We start from the raw sequence: 20,917 nt of genomic DNA on the forward strand, positions 1-20,917 counted from the left end.
TGAAATTATTTGCGTAGACAGGGAGTAGGGAGTGGGGAAGAAGCCTTTTCGGAGTGTAATGATTTTTGAAAAAATCAAATACGACTCCTATAGTAGGGTAGTGCAATTAGAGATATTCAAAATGTAAATCAATATTTCCTTGATTTATCTAGGAGTATTAATTTAGAATACTTTTGATTGATTTTTTAATTTAACTTCACTAAGGATAAGATTAACATGAATTTAATAAGTAAAACTTTGACTATTACTGATATGTATCCAAAATGCATAGCATTTCTAGGAACGATCTTATCAGTGTGTGGTTCAGCATCAATAGCTGAATCTGCCTCAATTACACCATTTACTAATCGGAATGATTTTAACACTACTATTGGTGCTACACCTCTGATTATAGAAGATTTTACTAATAGTATTCACTATCCAATCACCACTGGAATCCTCAATTCACAAACCAATCTTGTCGTCAATAATGGCTCTCCTATCCGACCTGGAGATATTAAGCCTGGGGCTACATATTCAACACCACGAGGAAGTGGCTTCTTCTTTAATATAGATGCTGGTGGTGGGTATACTGGCGGATTTCTTGATGGCTTTCTCAGCAGCAATTTCAACAAAACACTAACCATTAATTTTGACAATAATGTTTCGGCATTTGGATTTGATACAAACAACTTTATGGGAAATGATTTTAACTTAACAATTAAATTTTCATCTGGAGAAAATTTTGTCCAGAATTTTTTAGTTAGTAACTCTGAAAGTTTACAATTTTTCGGTTTTCAAAGTGACGCATTTGATATCCAATCTGTAATTATTGACGGGAATAGAGACAGAAGCGATGGTGGGCAGTTCGCTGTTGACAACTTCACTTTTACCACTATTCCCGAACCTTTCAACCTGGGAGGAATACTAATTGCTGGTTTTATGGGATTGTGGCTCAAGCTTAAGAAGCAAAAAGGCTCCTAATCAGTATAGAAAGCACATAAAAACTGTATCTAAACTAAAGATAAATCCGGTGTCAGCCTTTGCAAAACTTGCTTCAACACCATTACCGTCCAATCTATATCAGCTTCAGTCGTATCATGCCCCAATGTGATGCGAATTCCCCCCAAGGCGGCTTTTTCTGAATAACCCATCGCTAACAATATCGGGCTAGGGCTAAGTTTACCACTGTGACAGGCAGCACCAGCACTGATGCCGATGCCAGCAAGGTTTAGCTGTCGTACCAAGGTTTTACCGCTAAGTTTTTCCCCATCGGCGTTTTCTAAGCACATACTGATATGGTGAGGTAAACGATCGCAGCCATCCCCTGTAGCTATTATTCCCGGAATCTCAGCTAATTGGGCAAAAGCGCGATCGCGTAACTCAATTAACCGTGGTGTTTCTGTAACCAATTCTTCGGCTGCTAATTCTGCTGCTACACCAAATCCCGCTATTATCGGTACTGCTTGCGTACCAGAACGCAGTCCCATTTCTTGTCCACCACCACACAGTAAGGGCATCAATTCCACACCAGGACGCACATACAGCCCTCCTACACCTTGCGGCCCATATATTTTATGGCTGGAAAGGCTAAGTAAGTCTACGGGTAGTTGTTGCACATCTATGGGTAAGCGTCCCGCAGCTTGCACCGCATCTGTATGGAACAAAGCACCATGCGATGGCTTTGCCCGCCGCAGGCATCGCACAATTTTACCCAGTTCCTCAATTGGTTGCACAGTCCCAACTTCACTTTGACCGTAAATTATAGAAACCAAAACTGTGTTATGTCGCAATGCTGCCTTTAAATCCAAGGGGTTGACTTTGCCTTTAACATCTACAGACAAGCGCGTAACTTCCCAACCCCACATTTCTAGCAACCTTACTGTTTCAGAAATTGCGGAATGCTCCACGCTGGAGATAATTATATGTTGAGGAACAGCATACAACCGAGCCACACCCATAATCGCCAGATTATTTGCTTCGGTACCACCAGATGTAAAGATTATTGATGCTGGATCGACAGCGTTAATTAATCCAGCAACTTGGACTCTGGCTTGTTCCACAACCGTTGCCGCCCTTTGCCCCCACTCATGTAAGCTGGAAGGATTGCCCCACTCTTGGGTGAGGACTGTTTGCATAACTGCGATCGCTTCTTTTCGAGTGGGAGTGGTGGCACTGTAATCTAGATAAATTTGCATATAACTGATAATGGTGAGAACACACGTTGGTAGTAGGCTGCTGATGTTGTCAGCATATACAGTTTTAGTGGACAAATTCTAAAAAAATCTCTGTAATGCTACCTCTAGCAGTGGATTTTTCCCTTTACTTGGAAAGTTATTTTTCTACCTAATTCAGAAGACAAAATTTTGGGAATGATAAATATGTCCACTTCCAATTCACTTTTAACAGATTACAGTGCAACTTATCTCTAGACGAAGATATTTTTTATATATCTTTTTACTGATATTTCCCCTTGCTGCTTGTCAACGAGTCCAGTCTTTCAATCAGCGTCCAGCACCTTTACCACAAGATCCGTTAATTCAAGTTTACTTTAACCATTCTGAGTCTTCAGAATACAAAGAACCTTACCGTCAGCAAACTCGCCTTGGGGATGATTTAGAAAAACAGATTGTCAATGCTATTACGCAAGCTAAATCTACAGTAGATGTGGCGGTACAAGAATTACGTTTACCCAAAATTGCCCAAGCACTGGCTGATAGACAAAAAGCTGGGCTAAAAGTCAGGATAATTTTAGAAAATACCTACAGCCGACCTTGGAGCAGCTTAACATCTACTGAAGTAGGTAAGTTAGATAAAAGGGAACAGGAACGTTACAACGAATTTCGCAAATTTATCGATATTAACCAAGATAATCAACTCAGTCCACCAGAAATAAATCAAAGAGATGCTTTGATAATTTTGCAAAATGCCAAAATTCCCTGGATAGACGATCAAGCAGATGGTTCAGCAGGTAGCAGTTTGATGCACCACAAATTTGTGATTGTGGATAATCGCATTGTAATTATAACTTCAGCCAATTTTACTTTAAGTGATACTTATGGTGATTTCACAAATTCCAGCAGTTTAGGCAATGCCAATAACTTATTGCAAATTGACAGCCCAGAATTAGCATCTTTATTTACAGAAGAGTTTAACATTATGTGGGGAGATGGCCCAGGAGGTAAGCCAGATAGTAAATTTGGTTTGCAAAAACCGATGCGATCGCCTCAACAAATAACTTTAGGGAACACCCAACTTACTGTGCAATTTTCCCCTACTTCCCCAACTCAACCCTGGAGTAACACTAGCAATGGTTTAATTGGCAAAACTTTAGATTCAGCAACAAAATCTGTTGATATGGCGTTATTTGTCCTTTCCGATCAGCGTCTTGCCAATATTTTAGAAAAACGCCATCAAGAAAGTGTGCAAATTCGCGCTTTAATTGAACCACAATTTGCCTATCGTCCTTATAGCGAAGCATTGGATATGATGGGGGTTGCTCTTAGTAACAAATGTAAATATGAACTTGATAACCATCCTTGGCAAAATCCAATTACAACCGTAGGCGTACCTGTATTACCCAAAGGCGATTTATTACATCATAAATTTGGTGTTATTGATAGTCAAACAGTAATTACAGGTTCTCATAATTGGTCAGATGCTGCCAATAATGGTAACGATGAGACGCTTGTAGTGATTGAAAGTCCCATAGTTGCTGCCCATTATGTGCGCGAATTTGCTCGTCTTTATACCAAAGTTAAACCCGGCTTACCACCAAAAATTCAAGAAAAGATTAAAGTAGAACAAACACAGTGTCCACAGATAAAAAGTTCTTCATCAAGTGAACTACAAGCAGTTAAACAAATAAATATTAACACTGCAAGTCAAGAAGAATTAGTAACTCTCCCTGGTGTGGGTAAGAAGTTAGCACAACGGATAATTATTAGCCGTCAACAGCAAAAATTTCTATCCTTACAAGACTTAAAACGAGTTCCAGGGATTAAGGCGAAGACATTGGAAAAATGGGGTGAGCGCTTGATTTGGTAGGGACGCAGAGATGTGCGTCCCTAAAAACATGTAAAATTACACCAATGTGATATTTAAATGCGATCGCTAGCTAAACTAAGCAAACTGCGCGATCGCCCATTCTGAGAAAATCGTTTTGCTATTATTTGTTGATAAACCGCCTCATAGCCATCAGTCATCTGCTTCATGCTGAAACAATCTTCGACATACTGGCGACAGGCATAGCGATCTAATTCTATTACCCGATCAATAGCACTGATGCATTCTTGAATATCATTGCAGAGGAAACCCGTCTTGCCGTGAGAAATTATCTCCTCAGTAGAACCCAATTTCATCGCAATCACTGGTGTACCCGAAGCCATTGACTCCACCATCACCAATCCAAATGGTTCTCGCCAAGTGATAGGGAATAGAGTTGCGACTGCACCTCCCATAAGGGCATTTTTTTGAGTATGGTTAGCTTCACCCAGATACTCAATTTGCTTGCCGTCAATGTGCGGTTTGATTTCCTTCTCAAAGTATTCTGCATCAACGACATCTACCTTACCTGCCATTTTTAAATGCCAACCAGCAAGTTTTGCAATTTTTATTGCTAAGTGCGCTCCCTTCTCTGGAGACATGCGACCTAAAAACGCTAGGTAGGGCGGAACTTCTGGTTGCGCATGAAAATTATAACTGCTGACATCAATTCCGTTGTAGACCGTTGCTATACAGTTTAACGCTAACCTTGGTTCTCGTTGTGCATCGGAAATACTAACGTAGGGTTGCTTTTTACCAAAAGTAAACATCTTTTCGTTATCAGGGGTAAAAATCCCGTGCAACGTGTGAACCGTAGGGGTTGTGACGAGATTCGCATAGGATAGCGCCCCACACCCCACATGGGAGTGAATAATATCAAACTCTTCTGCCCGTTCATAAACCGAAGCTAGATTCAGCATTTCGTAAACGCCGTAATCTTTAATAGTGCGATCAAGTCTAAGAGCACGGGGATGAACTGAGACTAGTTTTGCCAGACTGATAGAATCTCCCGATGCAAATAAAGTTACTTCGTGTCCGCGTCGAACTAATTCATCGGTCAATAACCCGACTACTAACTCTATACCACCATAAGCTGGAGGTGGAACTCTCTCCCACAGTGGGGCTATTTGAGCTATTCGCATGACAAACCTCCTAACAAATATAAACTTGAATTAAAAGTTTTTCTTTTCTGTTGCTGTAGTGCTTGTAATTGATTGGCTTTGCATCCAAAAGTAACTTGAGATACTAAGCTTATTAACACTTCTATCAAGATATTATGCTTTTACTTCTATATTTTTTGTCTATCTTTGTACGGAAATTACCCTCTACTTAAAGAGGTAAATACATTCTAAATTCTTAATATTTGGTGAGTTGGTGCAATTTTAAATATAGATTTTTGGATAAATAGTAACTTGCTAAAATCGTCAAAACCTGCGTTTAAATGCTGATAATGGGCGAAAAAGCTCTATTACTGCTTGTCACTTATCTGATTTTAAAATGTTAATTAAAGAATAAAGTGCGTAGATACTCTTTGGGCGGCTTTCCCTACTCTAAAGGATAACCCGTAGCCGCCCAAAGGGTAGATTTTCGTGAAATAGGAAGTATGGTGAATGGACAAACTACAGAAACTTTTTGGCAAGATAGCTTCTATAGCAATCCGAGAAGATTCGTTCTGTTATACGTGGCTTCGGGACACCATTGGGAGCAAGGCACTTTGCTGAATTACTTCTTAACATTAGTTTGTCTGAAACAGAAAATCAGGAATTTTATCTCGAATCTTATGCAGGTAACAAAAGCCTAGCTCGTCGCGCACAAAAATAGATTTTTGATTAGTCAAAATATTGACTTATTACACAAAATATGATATTTTGTACTTCTATCAATAAAAATCAAATATAAACGTGAATATCTCTCCTTCTCTCAAAAAACCGCGTGTCTCATGGCAGGCGGTTTTCTCAGTGCTGATGTTTGTGTTCATGTACCTGCCCATACTGGTACTTAGCTTTTATAGCTTCAATCAGTCACCTTACAGTGCAAGTTGGCAAGGATTCACTCTCGATTGGTATGGCAAGTTATTCAGTGACGATCGCATTTTATCAGCTTTGCAAAATAGTTTAATAGTTGGTGGTTGTGCCGTGGCAATATCAGCAGTACTGGGAACCTTGATGGCGGTTGGGTTGGCGCGTTACCAATTTCCTGGTAAGAGATTGTATCAGGGTGTTGCTTACCTACCATTGATTATTCCCGATATTGCGATCGCAGTGGCTACCCTAGTATGTCTAGCAGCCTTTGCAATCCCTTTGAGTTTATGGACGATAGTTGCAGCCCATATCGTGTTTTGTCTGGCCTACGTCGGACTTGTGGTTGCTTCCCGACTTACCAATTTAGATCCTCACTTAGAAGAAGCAGCACTAGATTTAGGCGCTACACCAATGCAAGCTTTCATCAAAGTATTGTTACCTCAATTAATGCCTGGTATTGTAGCTGGTTGTCTCTTAGCCTTTGTCCTCAGCTTAGATGACTTTCTCATTGCCAGTTTTACTGCTGGTAGTGGTTATAACACCCTACCAATGGAAATTTTTAGCCGCATTAGATCGGGAGTCAAGCCTGATATTAACGCATTGAGTGTCATGTTGATTACAGTATCTGCGATCGCTGCTCTTGTAGCTGAATTAATTCGCATTTCTGGAGAGAATAAAAGTTTCAAATAAGAGTCAAATCAATCTTTACGATCTTCGCCTGTTCAATAGCATCAGATGGAATCGCAGTTTCTAAGCCTTTGAGTATCGTACCTGATTCAATCACAGATAACAACACTAAGAATTCTTGAAGTTGTATTTAATCTGAATTACATAAGCTATTACAAACCGCTTAAACCACAAATTTTTCAGCTTTTTTTAATGCCATTCAGCATAGAGAGTGCTGAGTTAAGTTAAGGCTCAAGGGTACATAATTAGTATTTATACCCATTATTTAAAATCTGGCAATACTTTAAATTAAGTAAATTCTCGCTGTATTTATACCCATTATTTAAAATCTGGCAATACTTTCAATTAAGTAAATTCTCGCTTGTTAAGTATTAGTTTTACAAACAAACTGGTATGTATGAAGTTCAGTTCCAAATCAGCCAGTCTTAATATTCGTAGAGTGAGCAGTCCTTACAACTTAAAAATCAGTATTTGAGCGAATATTAAGCAGTGTCTACTCTCCAAAAATAATTTCAAAACAAGCTGATTTTTCCACATAACGTGAAAAGTCATCAAAAACCTAACCCCCTTCCCGACGGCGGGAAGGGGGTAATTCAAAGTCTCTCTCCTAAAAGGAGAGAGAAATAGAAGTAAGCTTTTCCCGCCGTCGGGAAAAGTCAGAAAATAAGGGGTGCAAAATGTTAGATAACAAAAATAAAATGAATGAAAATCGCCTCATAAATCATGAAAATATCACGTAAATTTTTCGCTCATAAATTGCATCAATACCGTTTTTTATTAGCAGCAGTAATTTCTTTAGGAGGGTCATTTACACTAGCAATGCCTTCTCTGGCAGATGGTACAACGGCTGGTACTACTATCGACAACACTGCAACTGCTGAATATAATTACGTAAATAATTTGGGTGTAAATGTTCTTAATAAAACTACATCCAATACTGTAACAATAACTGTGGCAGAGACAGCAGGAATTACAGTGACTTCTCAAGGTATGACAGATACAACAGGTGGTAGTGTTGTATCTAACGATTTGCTGTACTACGATTTTTTGATTACTAATGTGGGCAATGATCCTACCCGTTTCTTTATTCCAGGTAAAGCTACTATTACAGGGTCAGCAACAGCTGGCGCAATCACCGCAGATTTAGATGGTAACGGCACATTTGAAACTACTATTCCTAACACTGGTTTTACCACTAGTTCCATTCCTGTCAGTGGATTTGTTAAAGTACGTGTTCCTGTCACAGTTAATCTTTTAGCAACACCGGGTTCTGTTATCTCCGTCTTACTAGGTGATACAGGCCCTAACGATAACAGTAATACTACCCAAAATCAACCTGATAGTCCTGATGGCTCAAACGCTACGGAAGTCCGCACCGTTGATAATTTAGATGGAACAGCAGGAGAAACAGCAGGCATACCGTTGAATGGAGAACGAGAAGCTAGTGCTATACAAACAACTACTATCTCTGCGACTCCACAGGCTTTTGCTAAAGTTTTAAAAGTTCGTTCTGGGTATTCAGATTCCGGTACACCCAACAATCTAAGTGATGATAAGTTGACCTACGATTTGAGTCTAAAAATTGATTCCACAAGTCCCACAGGTAGTACAGGATTAACTCCCGCAAATTTGGTAGGTACTAATATCAATGTAGATGGGCTGATTGGTCCGAAGATTTTGGTATCTGATGCTATTCCTGTAAATACTCACTTAGCAAGCGTAGTTACTCCTCCTACAGGTTGGAGTGTTGTTTACACTGTCACACCTACACTAGTGACGGCGAATAATGCTCTTTGGACTACTATTGTCCCCGTTGATTTAACGTTGGTAACTCGTATTGGATTTGTGAAATCTGGCACTCTCACCGCAGGTACAACAGTGAATGGGTTGTCCTTCCAAGTAGTGACAAATGGCGTTCTAACTTCTACCGCTACAATTTCTAATATTGCTCAAAGCTTTGGTCAAACTCAAGGTGATGCACTCAATCAGCTAGTTTATGATGAGTCAGGCGACCAAAGCCCTAGCAACTTTAATGATGATGGTACTGTTGGTTCAAATGTTCCGAATAATGGGGTAGCAAATGTTGCTACTCAAGGGGCAGATACTAGTAATAACAACACAGGTCAAGGGCCCGGAGGTGAAGTTAATACCTTTACGATGACTGCCCAAACCTCGATTTTGAATGGGCCGCACCTGTTTCCTAACGCTGTGGGAGCAACTGATAATAATAATGATTTTTCAAACCAATCAGCGATCGTTCCCCTCTATCTGCCGCCAGGATCTACCATTGATCCTGCTCCTGTGGGCTTCTTGAATACTATACTAAACCCCGATCCAACTCTGTTGAGTAATGTTTTACTAATACCAGTTACCCCAACCAATACAAGTGACCTACCATCAGGTACAACTGTAACCTTGACCTCTGGAGTCAGTGTTGCCACTTACACATACAATGGCACTGTGTTCACCTTGACTTCTGGCTTAGGAATTGTCCTACCAACCCTCAATAATTTGCCAGTTGATTACACCGTAACTGTAGATTTACCAGCAGGAACGCCTCTATCAACAGATACGGGTAAAGCTTTTCCTGTGACAATTCGAGCTTTTGTGGATAGTAATAATGATGGAGCCTTTAACTCTGGAGAATCTTACAATAATACAGTTGACCAAGTTTACACAGGTTTCTTGAAACTTGTAAAAGAATCTCGGATTTTACAAGGAAGTGGCTCTGCTGTTGCTGTGAATGATAGCACTTTTAGTACAACAGTGAAAAAGCCTGGTGTAGGCAATATTATTGAGTATCGCATTACTTATACTAATATTTCATCAGTTCCCATCGGCTCAAATAACGCTACTCTGAATGCAACTGGAATCATTATTACTGAAAATGGTAATTCCACTAATAATAACTGGGCGAAAGACAATGATAACAATGGAAAAGTAGATACCAGCCACGTGTTTAGTACTGCAATTGATTCTGCCGGGATTGTAACTTATCTAAATTTGGGAGTAGCAGTAACGGATGCGATAGGCGTTGATATCACCACTTATCTAGACACAATTCCTGGGCCACTTCAACCTGGACAGTCTGGAACATTTACTTTCCAACGTAAGGTCAACTAAGTTATTTGATCAGGACTTACGTAAACAATAGCAGAAACCCTTATTTTCCCGTAGGGGCAATACCCTGCCTTAAGCCCTCTGGGTTCAGGGGTGACGCTCGAAGACTCGCTCTAAGCGAAGCCATGCCGCAGGCTTTACGCTACGCTATCGCAATCGACGGGAACCGCCATCGCGCAGCGTCTCGTAGAGAAGACTGCGATCCACTCACCGCTTTGCGTCTACATGAATTGCCCCTACATTTCGTACCTGATGCATAAGTTCTATTATCTTATGTAACTCTCTTAAATTTTGAATTCTTTAATTGGTTCTTTACGAACTTTTTTAGATAGTGAACAACCGCTATATTAAAATGTAGGGTGCATTATGGCAAGCTAAAACACTGAGATTAGTTTTTTTCATAGTTTCAATGCCCTAATTTAACTCTATTTAATTTTTAATTATTAATCATCTTTATATTCTCATGTAAAAGATAGTTTTAAGCACAATACCCTTGGGTTAGTTGATACTCCTTAAGTCTCCTTAAAAAAGAAGGAATTAGAGCAATTTTAAATACATGACTAAACTTCCGTGTTCGCTTCTCTACATAACTGTTTTCAATTAGATAACATTGGGGCTAACTTTGGAGAAGATGCTATTTCCCCCTCATTATGCAAATCTGCCAAAATCCCAATTGCTCAAATCCATTCAACTCTGATAGCAATAGATTTTGCGTGAGTTGCGGACAAAGCAACTTTGGCAAACTTCTAAGAAACCGTTACCGTGTATTGAGACTTTTAGGTGAAGGTGGATTTAGCAGAACCTATGCTACAGAAGATGTAGACAGACTAAACGCGCCTTGCGTCATCAAGCAATTTTTCCCACAATTTCAAGGAACAGGACAACGCACCAAAGCAGCAGAATTTTTTAAAGAAGAGGCTTTTCGGTTGTATGAACTGGGAGAAAATCATACCCAAATTCCCAGATTACTAGCTTACTTTGAACAAGGTGCTAGCTTGTATCTCGTACAAGAATTTATTCAAGGAAAGACTCTATTACAAGAAGTTCAGCAACAAATCTATGGTGAAGCACAAATTTGGGAACTTTTAGCTGATTTATTGCCAGTACTGGAATTCATTCATAATCATAATGTTATTCATCGGGATATCAAACCAGAAAATATTATCCGCCGTGCAAGTGATAAAAAACCCGTATTAATTGACTTTGGCGGTGCTAAACAGGTAACACAAACCAGTTTAGGAAGACAAGCGACAGTAATTTATACCCTTGGTTATGCTCCAACCGAACAAATGGCTGGATTTGCTTGCCATGGCAGCGATTTGTATGCTTTAGGTGTAACTTGCGTGCGTCTTTTAACTCGATGTTTGCCTTTGCAGGATGCTTCTGGACAGATTAATGACCCTATTTATGATGCCATGAACGCTAAGTGGTTGTGGCGCGAACGGTTACAAGAAAAAGCTATTACCATCAGCGACGACTTGGGGAAAATTTTAGATAAATTACTAAAACATTTACCTAGTGAAAGATATCAAACAGCAGTAGAAGTTATCAACGATTTGAAATTTGCAACATCGAACATTGAACCTGTTGCCCTTAAAATTGTTTCGATGTCTCCACTCATATTACCGCCACTACCACAAAAAGTAATAGTACCATTACCCCCCTTAGAATCCTTTGAATTTGACGTAGTGACAGTAGACACAGGTGGTAGAGAAGTAAACCGCATAAGTTGTAATGCAAACTTCTTTGCCGAAGAATTGGGTAAATCTGTCACATTAGAAATGGTATCGATTCCTGGCGGTACTTATATGATGGGTTCACCGGAGTGTGAAGGAGATGCTGACGAACGTCCTCGACATAAAGTTACCGTTGAACCATTTTTTATGGGGAAATTTCCCGTAACTCAAGCACAGTGGAGAATAGTAGCAGCTTTACCCAAAGTCAAACAAGCTTTAAATCCCCATCCGTCGAAATTCAAAGGTTTAGATAGACCAGTGGAAAATGTATCTTGGTATGAGGCTGTAGAATTCTGTCTCAGACTATCAGAAAAAACTGGACGCGACTATCGTTTACCGAGTGAAGCTGAATGGGAATATGCTTGTCGGGCTGGAACTACAACCTCCTTCCACTTTGGCGAAAGCATTACTTCTGAGTTAGTCAGTTGCACTATCGAACCAAAAAGCAAATTCCGTAAAGAAACAACAAACGTCGGTAGTTTTGAAGTCGCCAACGCCTTTGGATTGTACGATATGCACGGGCTAGTTTGGGAATGGTGCGCTGATTCATGGCACAACAATTACAGCGACGCACCCTCAGATGGAACACCTTGGGAAGTTGGCGGTGATATTAATCGCCGAGTGCTACGCGGTGGTTCTTGGAGTTTTAATGCAGAACTGTGTCGCAGCGCTAGCCGTAGCTGGAATGAGTCAGACGGTGGACTGAGGGTTTGTGGCTTTAGAGTAGTATTTTCTGTAGAGGAGATTATTTAGCAATTTAATTCAAAGGCTGTAGTAATTATGAAAGACAAAATTGAGAAAGGTGACATAGTACTTATTAATAAAAGTGGAGAATATCAGAATAAACTAGGTGAAGTAAGTGAGATTGATTACAATATTTTCTTCGTCAAAATAGTGCTAGTAAAGTTAGATAATCAAGAAGAAGCCTTTGAAGAAAAATATTTACAATTACAAACGAAAAAACCGAGTATTGAAGAAGTCATTGTATCAGTAGACAAAATTATAGAACTAGTTGCTCAGATTTATCACTTACCGACAAAAGAGAAAGTAGAATTACCCAATCGGCTAAAATATCTTAAATTAGATATTCCTAAACTAGATAAGCAGTTGATTCTAAAAAACTTCGACAGTATAGATAAAATCCTCGCAGCAACAAGAGAAGCAGACTCATCAGCAATCTTTTGGCAGGAAATAGATTCTAATTTGGAGAAAATAAGTTGGTGGATTAGAACAAGCCTGTGAACCAAGAAGTCAAACGGCGAGAATAAATCAAACTATAGAACTCATATTTGATTTTTGAAAAAATCTAAGTATATGTAGGAGAGGCATTGCGTTGCAAACTCTCCCAAAGTTGTAGCAACTAACATTGTGTTAGGCGCATATTTTGGTAGAGCTTATAACTAGTAATATAACATGGATGCCTAATCCACCCTACTTAAGGTTGACTTGATAAATAGCTTTTAAGACAGTACTTCACTTTTTACCCTAAACTTATTAATAACTTATTAATATTAGAGGTAAAACTTATATTTTACCAAAGCCTAATTGTTAGGTTGAAGGCTAAAAAATTGGAAGTGGACATGATTAAACGTAACTATATTTTTATCGTTTTCTATGCTTAATGCCTTATTTCTCAGAGTTTATGCTCCATCTTGACCAGTGATATTTATTTTTAACCACTTACTTAATTTTGTATTTATAACTGTATGATTTAAATTTTGGTATTAGCTTTACCGTTACTTCATAGAAACTTTAAAAAAGAGTTATTTTAACTTTAAAAGGTAGTATTGTAGCTATAAGTCTTAAAGTTTTAGATTAATCAAGAGCGTTTTTTCAGATAAAATAAACTACAAACATAAGGAGCATCTATGCGTTTTTTTCAGTTTGCAGGGATTCTTAGTTGTACTACAGCAGCTTTTATGTCAATTACACCCATACAGGTAGAAGCTGCAACTTTTAAAGTGATATCTGGAGTCACCAGCATTGATCGTGACCATGAGGAGATTCTTAAAAGTATCGGGCTGCTCATAACAGGCACTAATAATACAGTTGCACCAATTCCCAGCAATTACTTAGTTGGCTTCAACATCGACTCAGATACTAACTTCACGTTTAGTGACGAGGGCGGTTTTACTCCGCTCTCAGGTACAATCGAGGGTACTGGTACTGTTACCTTCAATGATCAACTTACTGTTGGTAACTTATCAATTGGTCTGGCTCCGGGACGTACTGTCACAGGTGGCAGCGGATTTGTTTTAAGAGACACATTTTCTCTAAATACAATTTTGTTTGATTTGAGTATTACAGAACCTGTGGCATTTGATGGTCAAAATTTAACCATCCCTGATGTTAAATTGCTGGTTTCTCCAGAGTTTGCTAATATATTGCAAAAACCTGAATTGACAGGTTTGTTTGCTGGAACTGCACGAATTGATGCTGAAGTTGCTGCCGTACCCGAACCTGACAGTGTATTAGCAGTTTTGGCAGCAGGTGCAGCTCTCTTGGCAACAAGATTTTATACTCAAAAAATTAAATGCACTTGATATCTTGAAGCATTGCTAAATGCTTACTAACAGGTGCAAGGGTATTCGCAGCAATTAGCCCACTCGCGGCGACTGCTGGTAAACCAATGCCGGGAAATGTCGAGTCGCCACAGCACATCAGTCCTGTTAATGGTGTGCTGGGGCCAGGAAACATAGCAGTTCCAGCCGGAATTGCTGGGCCGTAGGAACCTTGATGACGGCGGAGATAACGTTCGTGAGTTAGAGGTGTACCAACAAGTGTGACTTCGCAACGAGAGCGAATATCTGGAATGATCCGCTGTAGCGCTTGCCACATTACTTCTGCACGCGATCGCTTTTTTTGGGCGTATTCTTGGTTCCTTCGATCCATTCCCTGCCAGATAGAGTATGGCTCATTACCAGGTGTATACACATGAATTACGTGCTTACCTGGTGGCGCTAAGGATGGATCGAGAATTGAAGGAATTGATATCACCACAACATTCTGAGGTGCTGTTATGCCCAATTCCCAGTTATTAACCACAATATAATGACACCGCAAATTTGACTGTAATCCTTGAGCATCAATGCCTAAATGTAGATGCATAAAGCTATCACACTCAGGTGTTGCCTGTCGTTTAGCGCGGTACTGTTTGGGTATTGCCTTTTCTGGTAGTAGCTTCAGTGTGTCCCAAACCGATGCATTAGAAATGACTGTCCGGCGTGCCCGAATTTCTTGGCGATCGCGCAGACGCACACCCACCGCGCGATTACCTTCTACAAGCACTTCTTCCACATGAGCGCCTAGAATCAACTTCCCGCCGTGACGCTTTAATCCTTGTACAAGGGTGTCAACTAAAGCACCACTACCACCAATGGGATATTCAAGTATTGCGTCTGGTCGATACCAATCCGCAAACATAAATCCTACCTCTGCGGCGCTAGTGCCATCTGCTGGCAATCCAGAAAGCAAGAAACACAGCAAATTAAGCCAATTTCGGGTAAACGGATCTTTAATAACCCCATCCATAATCCGGCTGAAGGGGCCCGTCAGCTTAATTATATTCGCCAGATGTTTTGTCAGAGATGGGATAAAGGGGCCGACAGTTCTAGCTGCACCAAAATCAAAGCGTAATGCGGCTGGTGGTATAGAAGTTGCTGCACTCGCGAATGGTTCCATAACGCGCTGGAGTTCCTGCCATTCGGCTACAGCATCATGTCCACGGAATTTCATCAGCACTTCACAAAATTGCTCGGCACCAACCGACGTGTCAAAATCGCCTTCTGGTAGACAACAACCCCAAGTATCATAGGTTACACATGGTAATTCCGAACCAATTGCATCTAATACTTGCCGCAGAGGGTTGGCAGAGGGGCTGTAAGACAGTCCAGAGTAGAGGGACGGGCCCGAGTCAAATTTGAAACCATTGCGCTCAAAAGCATGGGCAGCCCCTCCAGCAATGGAGTGACTTTCGCAGACTATCACATCAAAGCCATACCGTGCTAAAACAGCAGCACAACTCAAACCGCCAATACCGCTACCAATGACAACTACATCTGTAACTTGCATATATGTTTGCAACAATAAATTAAAACAGTTAGGGAAACTTGGATAATATCATTCGCTCCTCCATCCATAAACCGCTCTAATTAGTTAATCTCATCATAAACGATGGAGATTAAACCACCAGTGCTGCCTTCTTCAGATTAAAGGCTTAATTCAGACAGACTAATGAGAAACTTAAACTAGTACCTGAGTTTACTCAAGCCAAAGTCAAATTTTTTACTCAGCGTTAGAGACTAGAGAAGAAAGACAGGGAGAAAAATAATAACTCTTCATGACTAACGACTAACGACTAATGACTAATAACTAACTCATATTGGAGAGAAGAATTTGAAAAATCCGCAATTGGGAAATTGGCAAAGCACAGTTTTAGGAATTGTGTTAGCAACACTAGTGATTTTTGGACTAAATTCCTTTATCATTATTAACCCAGGACAAGCAGGAGTGATCAGCATCTTGGGTAAAGCGAGAGATGGGGCATTATTGGAAGGGATTCATGTGAAACCGCCTTTTATCTCAGTGATAGATGTGTATGATTTGACGGTGCAAAAATTTGAAGTGCCAGCAGAGAGTTCTACTAAGGATTTGCAAAATTTATCTGCGAGATTTGCGATCAACTTTCGCCTCGATCCTATAAAGGTAGTTGAAGTTAGAAGGAAACAAGGAACCTTAGAAAATATTGTATCGAAAATCATTGCACCCCAGACCCAAGAAGCATTTAAAATTGCAGCCGCCAGAAGAACAGTAGAAGAAGCAATTACCAAAAGAAGTGAGTTGAAAGAAGACTTTGATCAAGCGTTAGGCGATCGCTTAGACAAATATGGGATAATTGTGTTAGATACTAGCGTAGTTGATTTAGCATTCTCACCAGAATTTGCCAGAGCAGTGGAAGAAAAACAAATTGCTGAACAACGGGCGCAAAGAGCCGTTTATGTAGCACGGGAAGCAGAACAAGAAGCACAAGCAGATGTGAATCGAGCCAAAGGTAGGGCAGAAGCTCAAAGACTCTTAGCAGAGACACTCAAAGCCCAAGGAGGACAGTTAGTTCTGCAAAAAGAAGCAATTGAAGCTTGGAAGACTGGCGGCGCTCAGATGCCTAAAGTCCTCGTGATGGGTAGTGACTCAAAAAGCGGTGTTCCCTTCATATTTAACCTTGGAAATGTTCAAAATCAACCTTAATTCGAGTAAATAATATTTAGATAAGTTGGGCTAGTATAGGAGCGCGAAAATAAACATACCATTTCAAATAATGCAAGTCTGTTAACTTTTAACACTTCGACTCCTTTCGACTGCGCTCAAGGCAAGTCGCTCAGTGTGAACTTTTAACTTCCGCCTTGCGGCACTAGTCCCAACTTCAATACAAGAGAAAAACCAACAACACAATAATCGAAGTTTATGTCAACCCCCAATCATCAGAATCTCACCGCAGAAGAAGCGAAAAAATTACTGCATAAATTCAACTGTCTAGATATTGCGCCTGTCCTCAAGCCATCAGAAAAATCAGTAATTCGTAGTGCCTTAATTTTGATCGCCAAACTTGCTGATTATCAAATTTTAGGAATCTGTGCTGATACAGCAGAAGAAGGAATACTTGCCATGAAGACTTATTCTCTGGCTTTGGGTTATGAACCACCAGACAATTTACTGACTCCTGTTGGCCCAGTTTATATCAAATTAAATGGAAAAAATGGCTTATGTTATCTTGATTCTTATGCTGGACATCATCGTGGCGTATTAGTGTCTTGTCAGTCTTACCAGGAAGACGGAATCAACGAAATGTATGGACATCTACCCTTGGATTTATTTCTATAGAATTCAGCGAATGTAGGTAGGGTATTTGCCTTACCTACTAACTAACGATCAATGAAAAATTACTAAAAATTATGAGTATTATTACACTACAATCAATCAAAAAAGACTTTGGTATCAAAGAAATTTTAAAAGATGCCAGCTTTAGCCTTGATGCTACCGATAAAGTTGGCTTAATTGGTACTAATGGTTCTGGCAAATCAACCCTATTAAAAATGATTGCCGGGTTAGAATCGATTGATAGCGGTCAGATTTTAGTTAACTCTGGTTCTAAAATTATCTACTTACCCCAACAGCCAGATTTAGATGAGAATCACACAGTTTTAGAGCAAGTTTTCGCCGACAGTGGCGAACACATGGCTTTGGTGCGTGAGTATGAAGAACTCTCGGATAAATTGGCTCACTATCCAGATGATAGCCAACTGATGTCTCGCCTTTCTGTGGTGATGCAACGGATGGATACGACTGGTGCTTGGGAATTAGAAACTAATGCTAAAATCATCCTCACTAAATTAGGAATTTCTGACTTTGACGCCAAAATAGGCACTTTGTCTGGAGGCTATCGTAAGCGTATTGCTTTAGCATCAGCGTTGCTAGCAGAACCAGATGTTTTGCTCATGGATGAACCGACAAACCATCTTGATGCTCTTTCTGTAGAATGGTTACAAAGTTATTTAAATCGCTATCGCGGCGCACTTTTTCTGATCACCCACGATCGCTACTTTTTGGATCGCGTTACCAATCGGATCGTTGAAATTGACAGAGGCGACATTTACACCTATACAGGTAACTATTCATATTACCTGGAAAAGAAAGCCTTAGCTGAAGAATCTGCTGTCAGTAGTCAACGTAAACACCAAGGCTTGTTGCGCCGCGAGTTGGAATGGCTCAAAAAAGGGCCAAAAGCCAGAAGTACCAAGCAAAAAGCTAGAATTGACCGCGCTCATGCTCTGCGAGATACTGAATTTAAACAAGTTCAGGGGAAAGTTGATATTTCTACAGTTGGTCGTCGCATTGGTAAAAAGGTTATTGAATTAGATAACATTTCTAAGGCATACAATGGCCGCACTCTCATCAATAATTTTACCTACGAATTTAGTCCAGAAGACCGCATCGGCATTATTGGCGCTAACGGTGCTGGTAAATCCACTTTAATGGATATTATTACTGGTCAGATTAAACCAGATTCCGGCATTGCAGAAATTGGAACAACAATTCACATCGGTTATTTTGACCAACATTCGGAAGAATTGCTCACAGCCTTAAACGAAAATCAGCGCGTGATTGACTACATCAAAGAAGAAGGAGAGTTTATCAAAATTACCGATGGTACTCAAATTACTGCTTCTCAAATGTTAGAGCGGTTTTTGTTTCCTGGTAATCAACAGTATGCCCCAATTAATAAACTTTCTGGTGGTGAAAAACGCCGTTTATTTCTGTTGCGCGTTTTGATGAGTGCGCCTAATGTCTTGATTTTAGATGAACCGACAAATGATTTAGATGTTCAGACATTGGCAGTACTAGAGGATTATTTAGAAGATTTTGTCGGGTGTGTAATTGTAGTTTCTCACGATCGCTACTTTCTCGATCGCACCATCGACACAGTATTTTCTTTTGAGTCAGGCGGGAATCTCCGGCAATATCCAGGTAATTACTCGATTTATCTGGATTATAAGAAGGCTGAAGAAGCACAGCAACAGGCTGCTAACACTAAGGAGAAGCCCAAAAATGCCGAAGTCCAAAATGGTGCGGCTTCACCCAAGGATGGAGAGAATACAAAGCGACGTAGGTTATCCAACTGGGAAAAAAAGGAATTTGAGCAGTTAGAAGGTAAAATTGCCCAGTTAGAGGCCCAGAAAGCAGAAACCGAGAAAACACTAGCAAATGTCTCACCGGGGAATTATAGCCAAGTGCAGAAACTCTATGATCATGTCGAATCGCTCAAGCAAGCGATCGATGTGGCGACTGAACGCTGGTTAGAATTGGCAGAGATGGAGTCTTAATTATTCTTATAAGTTGTTTGAAAAGTTGCAAATCTTACCAAAAAACTCCTCTCCAAACCTATCCCCACAGGGAGAGATGTTAATAGCAATACTTTTCAAACATCCTCTAACATTCTTTTAAGTAATCAGCCCTTTAATAGAGATAGGCGATCGCTACAAACATCCTTTCGCTAGATATGATTAACCAAGTATCTTCCTAAAATTAAATAGCATCGTTAGGAAATAAATGTCATGACCTAAAGCTAAACTGAACTAAGTAAATCCATAACTATAGCAATACCAGTGTGTTAAAAATTGCATATAAATTTGGAAATTACTTATTTGAGTACCATTATTTATTGCTTTCTGGACAACCAACTACCCGAATGTGACACATAAATTTTTTAGCATGGGAGCCGTGGTTGACAAGGCAAAGCAAGCAGTTAGCGTTAGTGCAACCTCTCGTAGAGAAGCCAAGCCGGACTGCACCCTAGATTTGATGGATAAGAACAAACAGTAAATGAAGTGTGTAACCGTTGTGCAGTAGCAAATGCAGAATTTCGGTCATTTCAAATGTGTTTAAAAGATTGATGCAATTATTCAGCATAGGCAACTACATCAGTAGTTTGGAGTAAAAAAAGTAAAGGCAAAGGAGTAAAAATCATGAACAGTTCATCGATCCGTCCCTTAGCTGTCGTGACGGGTGCCTCCAGTGGCATCGGTTACGAACTTGCCAAACAATTTGCCCAAAACGGCTTTGATCTGTTAATTACGTCTACTGGCTCGAGCATCAATGAGGCGGCTGTTGCCTTTAAAGAATTGGGTGCTCAGGTCGAGACGGTGCAAGCCGATCTCGCTACTTATGACGGAGTTGAGATGCTTTACGACAGGATTAAGGCGATCGGGCAACCCGTAGATGCGATCGCCATCAACGCAGGTGTTGGTGTTGGCGGCGAGTTTACCAAGACCGATTTACACGAAGAACTCAATTTGATTGAGCTAAACGTCGCGTCAACGGTTCATCTTGCCAAACGAGTCGTGAAAGACATGGTTGATCGCAAGAAGGGCAGAATTCTCTTTACCTCATCGATCGTTTCCCAGATGCCCAGTCCATTCCAGGCAGTTTATGCGGCATCCAAGGCATTCGTACACTCCTTCTCAGAGGCAATCCGCAACGAATTGAAGGACACGGGCGTTACTGTCACCGCGCTCATGCCCGGAGCTACAGAAACCAACTTTTTCCACCGAGCAGGGCTGGACGACACGAAAGTGGGTTCGGACAAAAAGGATGATCCCGCCGAAGTTGCCAAGCAAGGCTTTGAGGCTTTGATGGCAGGTAAGGATAGTGTACTTGCAGAATCACTTAAGACGAAGATTGAGGGCACTATCAGCCAATTATTGCCTGATACAGTCACTGCTGAAATGAACCGCAAGCTCAATGAACCCGGATCAGCTAAGTAAGCTGTGTTCCGCT

Annotated in this window: 16 protein-coding genes; 13 read left to right on the forward strand and 3 right to left on the reverse strand. The window is 40.4% G+C overall.

Translation table 11 applies throughout. The features are described 5' to 3' along the window. The first annotated feature begins 216 nt into the window (after positions 1 to 216). Positions 217 to 963, forward strand: a complete 747-nt coding sequence (locus ACFFAP_RS01150) for a hypothetical protein (RefSeq protein WP_375509494.1) — start codon at positions 217 to 219, stop codon at positions 961 to 963. Positions 964 to 992: 29 nt separating this feature from the next. Here the strand turns inward: ACFFAP_RS01150 and ACFFAP_RS01155 are convergent, their stop codons facing one another. Beyond that, positions 993 to 2,177, reverse strand: a complete 1,185-nt coding sequence (locus tag ACFFAP_RS01155) for a cysteine desulfurase family protein (RefSeq protein ID WP_375509534.1) — start codon at positions 2,175 to 2,177, stop codon at positions 993 to 995. Between the two features lie 217 nt (positions 2,178 to 2,394). On the opposite strand from ACFFAP_RS01155, the gene ACFFAP_RS01160 reads away from it, so the two are divergent. After that, positions 2,395 to 4,026, forward strand: a complete 1,632-nt coding sequence (locus tag ACFFAP_RS01160) for a phospholipase D-like domain-containing protein (RefSeq protein ID WP_375509495.1) — start codon at positions 2,395 to 2,397, stop codon at positions 4,024 to 4,026. Between the two features lie 53 nt (positions 4,027 to 4,079). Here ACFFAP_RS01160 and ACFFAP_RS01165 read toward each other — a convergent pair whose 3' ends face one another. After that, a complete protein-coding gene (locus tag ACFFAP_RS01165; protein ID WP_375509496.1) occupies positions 4,080 to 5,165 on the reverse strand; it encodes a glycosyltransferase family 4 protein in 1,086 nt (361 codons plus the stop codon). Positions 5,166 to 5,924: 759 nt separating this feature from the next. On the opposite strand from ACFFAP_RS01165, the gene ACFFAP_RS01170 reads away from it, so the two are divergent. The 6 genes from ACFFAP_RS01170 to ACFFAP_RS01195 all read left to right on the forward strand — a co-directional run bounded on the left by ACFFAP_RS01170 (position 5,925) and on the right by ACFFAP_RS01195 (position 14,130). Further along, positions 5,925 to 6,734, forward strand: a complete 810-nt coding sequence (locus ACFFAP_RS01170) for an ABC transporter permease (RefSeq protein ID WP_375509497.1) — start codon at positions 5,925 to 5,927, stop codon at positions 6,732 to 6,734. A 720-nt stretch (positions 6,735 to 7,454) separates the two neighbouring features. Then, positions 7,455 to 9,854: a beta strand repeat-containing protein gene (locus tag ACFFAP_RS01175; protein WP_375509498.1), complete on the forward strand. Its 2,400-nt coding sequence runs from the start codon at positions 7,455 to 7,457 to the stop codon at positions 9,852 to 9,854. A 122-nt stretch (positions 9,855 to 9,976) separates the two neighbouring features. Continuing rightward, the gene (locus ACFFAP_RS01180) at positions 9,977 to 10,111 is read left to right on the forward strand and encodes a hypothetical protein (RefSeq protein WP_375509499.1); all 135 of its coding nucleotides are present in this window, start codon (positions 9,977 to 9,979) and stop codon (positions 10,109 to 10,111) included. 390 nt (positions 10,112 to 10,501) lie between these two features. Further along, a complete protein-coding gene (locus ACFFAP_RS01185) occupies positions 10,502 to 12,340 on the forward strand; it encodes an SUMF1/EgtB/PvdO family nonheme iron enzyme (RefSeq protein ID WP_375509500.1) in 1,839 nt (612 codons plus the stop codon). Positions 12,341 to 12,367: 27 nt separating this feature from the next. Next, the gene (locus tag ACFFAP_RS01190) at positions 12,368 to 12,829 is read left to right on the forward strand and encodes a hypothetical protein (RefSeq protein ID WP_375509501.1); all 462 of its coding nucleotides are present in this window, start codon (positions 12,368 to 12,370) and stop codon (positions 12,827 to 12,829) included. A gap of 626 nt (positions 12,830 to 13,455) precedes the next feature. After that, complete coding sequence (locus ACFFAP_RS01195) at positions 13,456 to 14,130, forward strand: hypothetical protein (protein WP_375509502.1); 675 nt, start codon at positions 13,456 to 13,458, stop codon at positions 14,128 to 14,130. Here ACFFAP_RS01195 and ACFFAP_RS01200 read toward each other — a convergent pair. After that, positions 14,117 to 15,658 (reverse strand): phytoene desaturase family protein, encoded by a 1,542-nt coding sequence (locus ACFFAP_RS01200; protein WP_375509503.1) that lies wholly within the window; start codon positions 15,656 to 15,658, stop codon positions 14,117 to 14,119. The two genes, ACFFAP_RS01195 and ACFFAP_RS01200, sit on opposite strands and share 14 nt — an antisense overlap. Positions 15,659 to 15,982: 324 nt before the next feature. Between ACFFAP_RS01200 and ACFFAP_RS01205 the strand changes: the two genes are divergently transcribed. The 5 genes from ACFFAP_RS01205 (at position 15,983) to ACFFAP_RS01225 (ending at position 20,904) form a co-directional block, all read left to right on the forward strand. Next, positions 15,983 to 16,831, forward strand: coding sequence for a prohibitin family protein (locus tag ACFFAP_RS01205; RefSeq protein WP_375509504.1), 849 nt, complete (start codon positions 15,983 to 15,985; stop codon positions 16,829 to 16,831). A gap of 216 nt (positions 16,832 to 17,047) precedes the next feature. After that, positions 17,048 to 17,464 carry a DUF1824 family protein gene (locus ACFFAP_RS01210; protein WP_375509505.1) on the forward strand — a complete coding sequence of 139 codons (417 nt, stop codon included), beginning with the start codon at positions 17,048 to 17,050 and terminating at the stop codon, positions 17,462 to 17,464. Between the two features lie 71 nt (positions 17,465 to 17,535). Continuing rightward, entirely contained in the window at positions 17,536 to 19,464 is a 1,929-nt protein-coding gene (locus ACFFAP_RS01215) for an ABC-F family ATP-binding cassette domain-containing protein (protein WP_375509506.1), read from the forward strand. A gap of 367 nt (positions 19,465 to 19,831) precedes the next feature. Further along, positions 19,832 to 19,963 carry a hypothetical protein gene (locus tag ACFFAP_RS01220; protein WP_375509507.1) on the forward strand — a complete coding sequence of 44 codons (132 nt, stop codon included), beginning with the start codon at positions 19,832 to 19,834 and terminating at the stop codon, positions 19,961 to 19,963. A 143-nt stretch (positions 19,964 to 20,106) separates the two neighbouring features. Continuing rightward, positions 20,107 to 20,904 (forward strand): SDR family NAD(P)-dependent oxidoreductase, encoded by a 798-nt coding sequence (locus ACFFAP_RS01225; RefSeq protein WP_375509508.1) that lies wholly within the window; start codon positions 20,107 to 20,109, stop codon positions 20,902 to 20,904. Positions 20,905 to 20,917: the final 13 nt, after the last annotated feature.

The sequence above is a fragment of the uncultured Nostoc sp. genome (assembly GCF_964245575.1).
In the GTDB taxonomy this organism is placed as follows: Bacteria; Cyanobacteriota; Cyanobacteriia; order Cyanobacteriales; family Nostocaceae; genus Nostoc.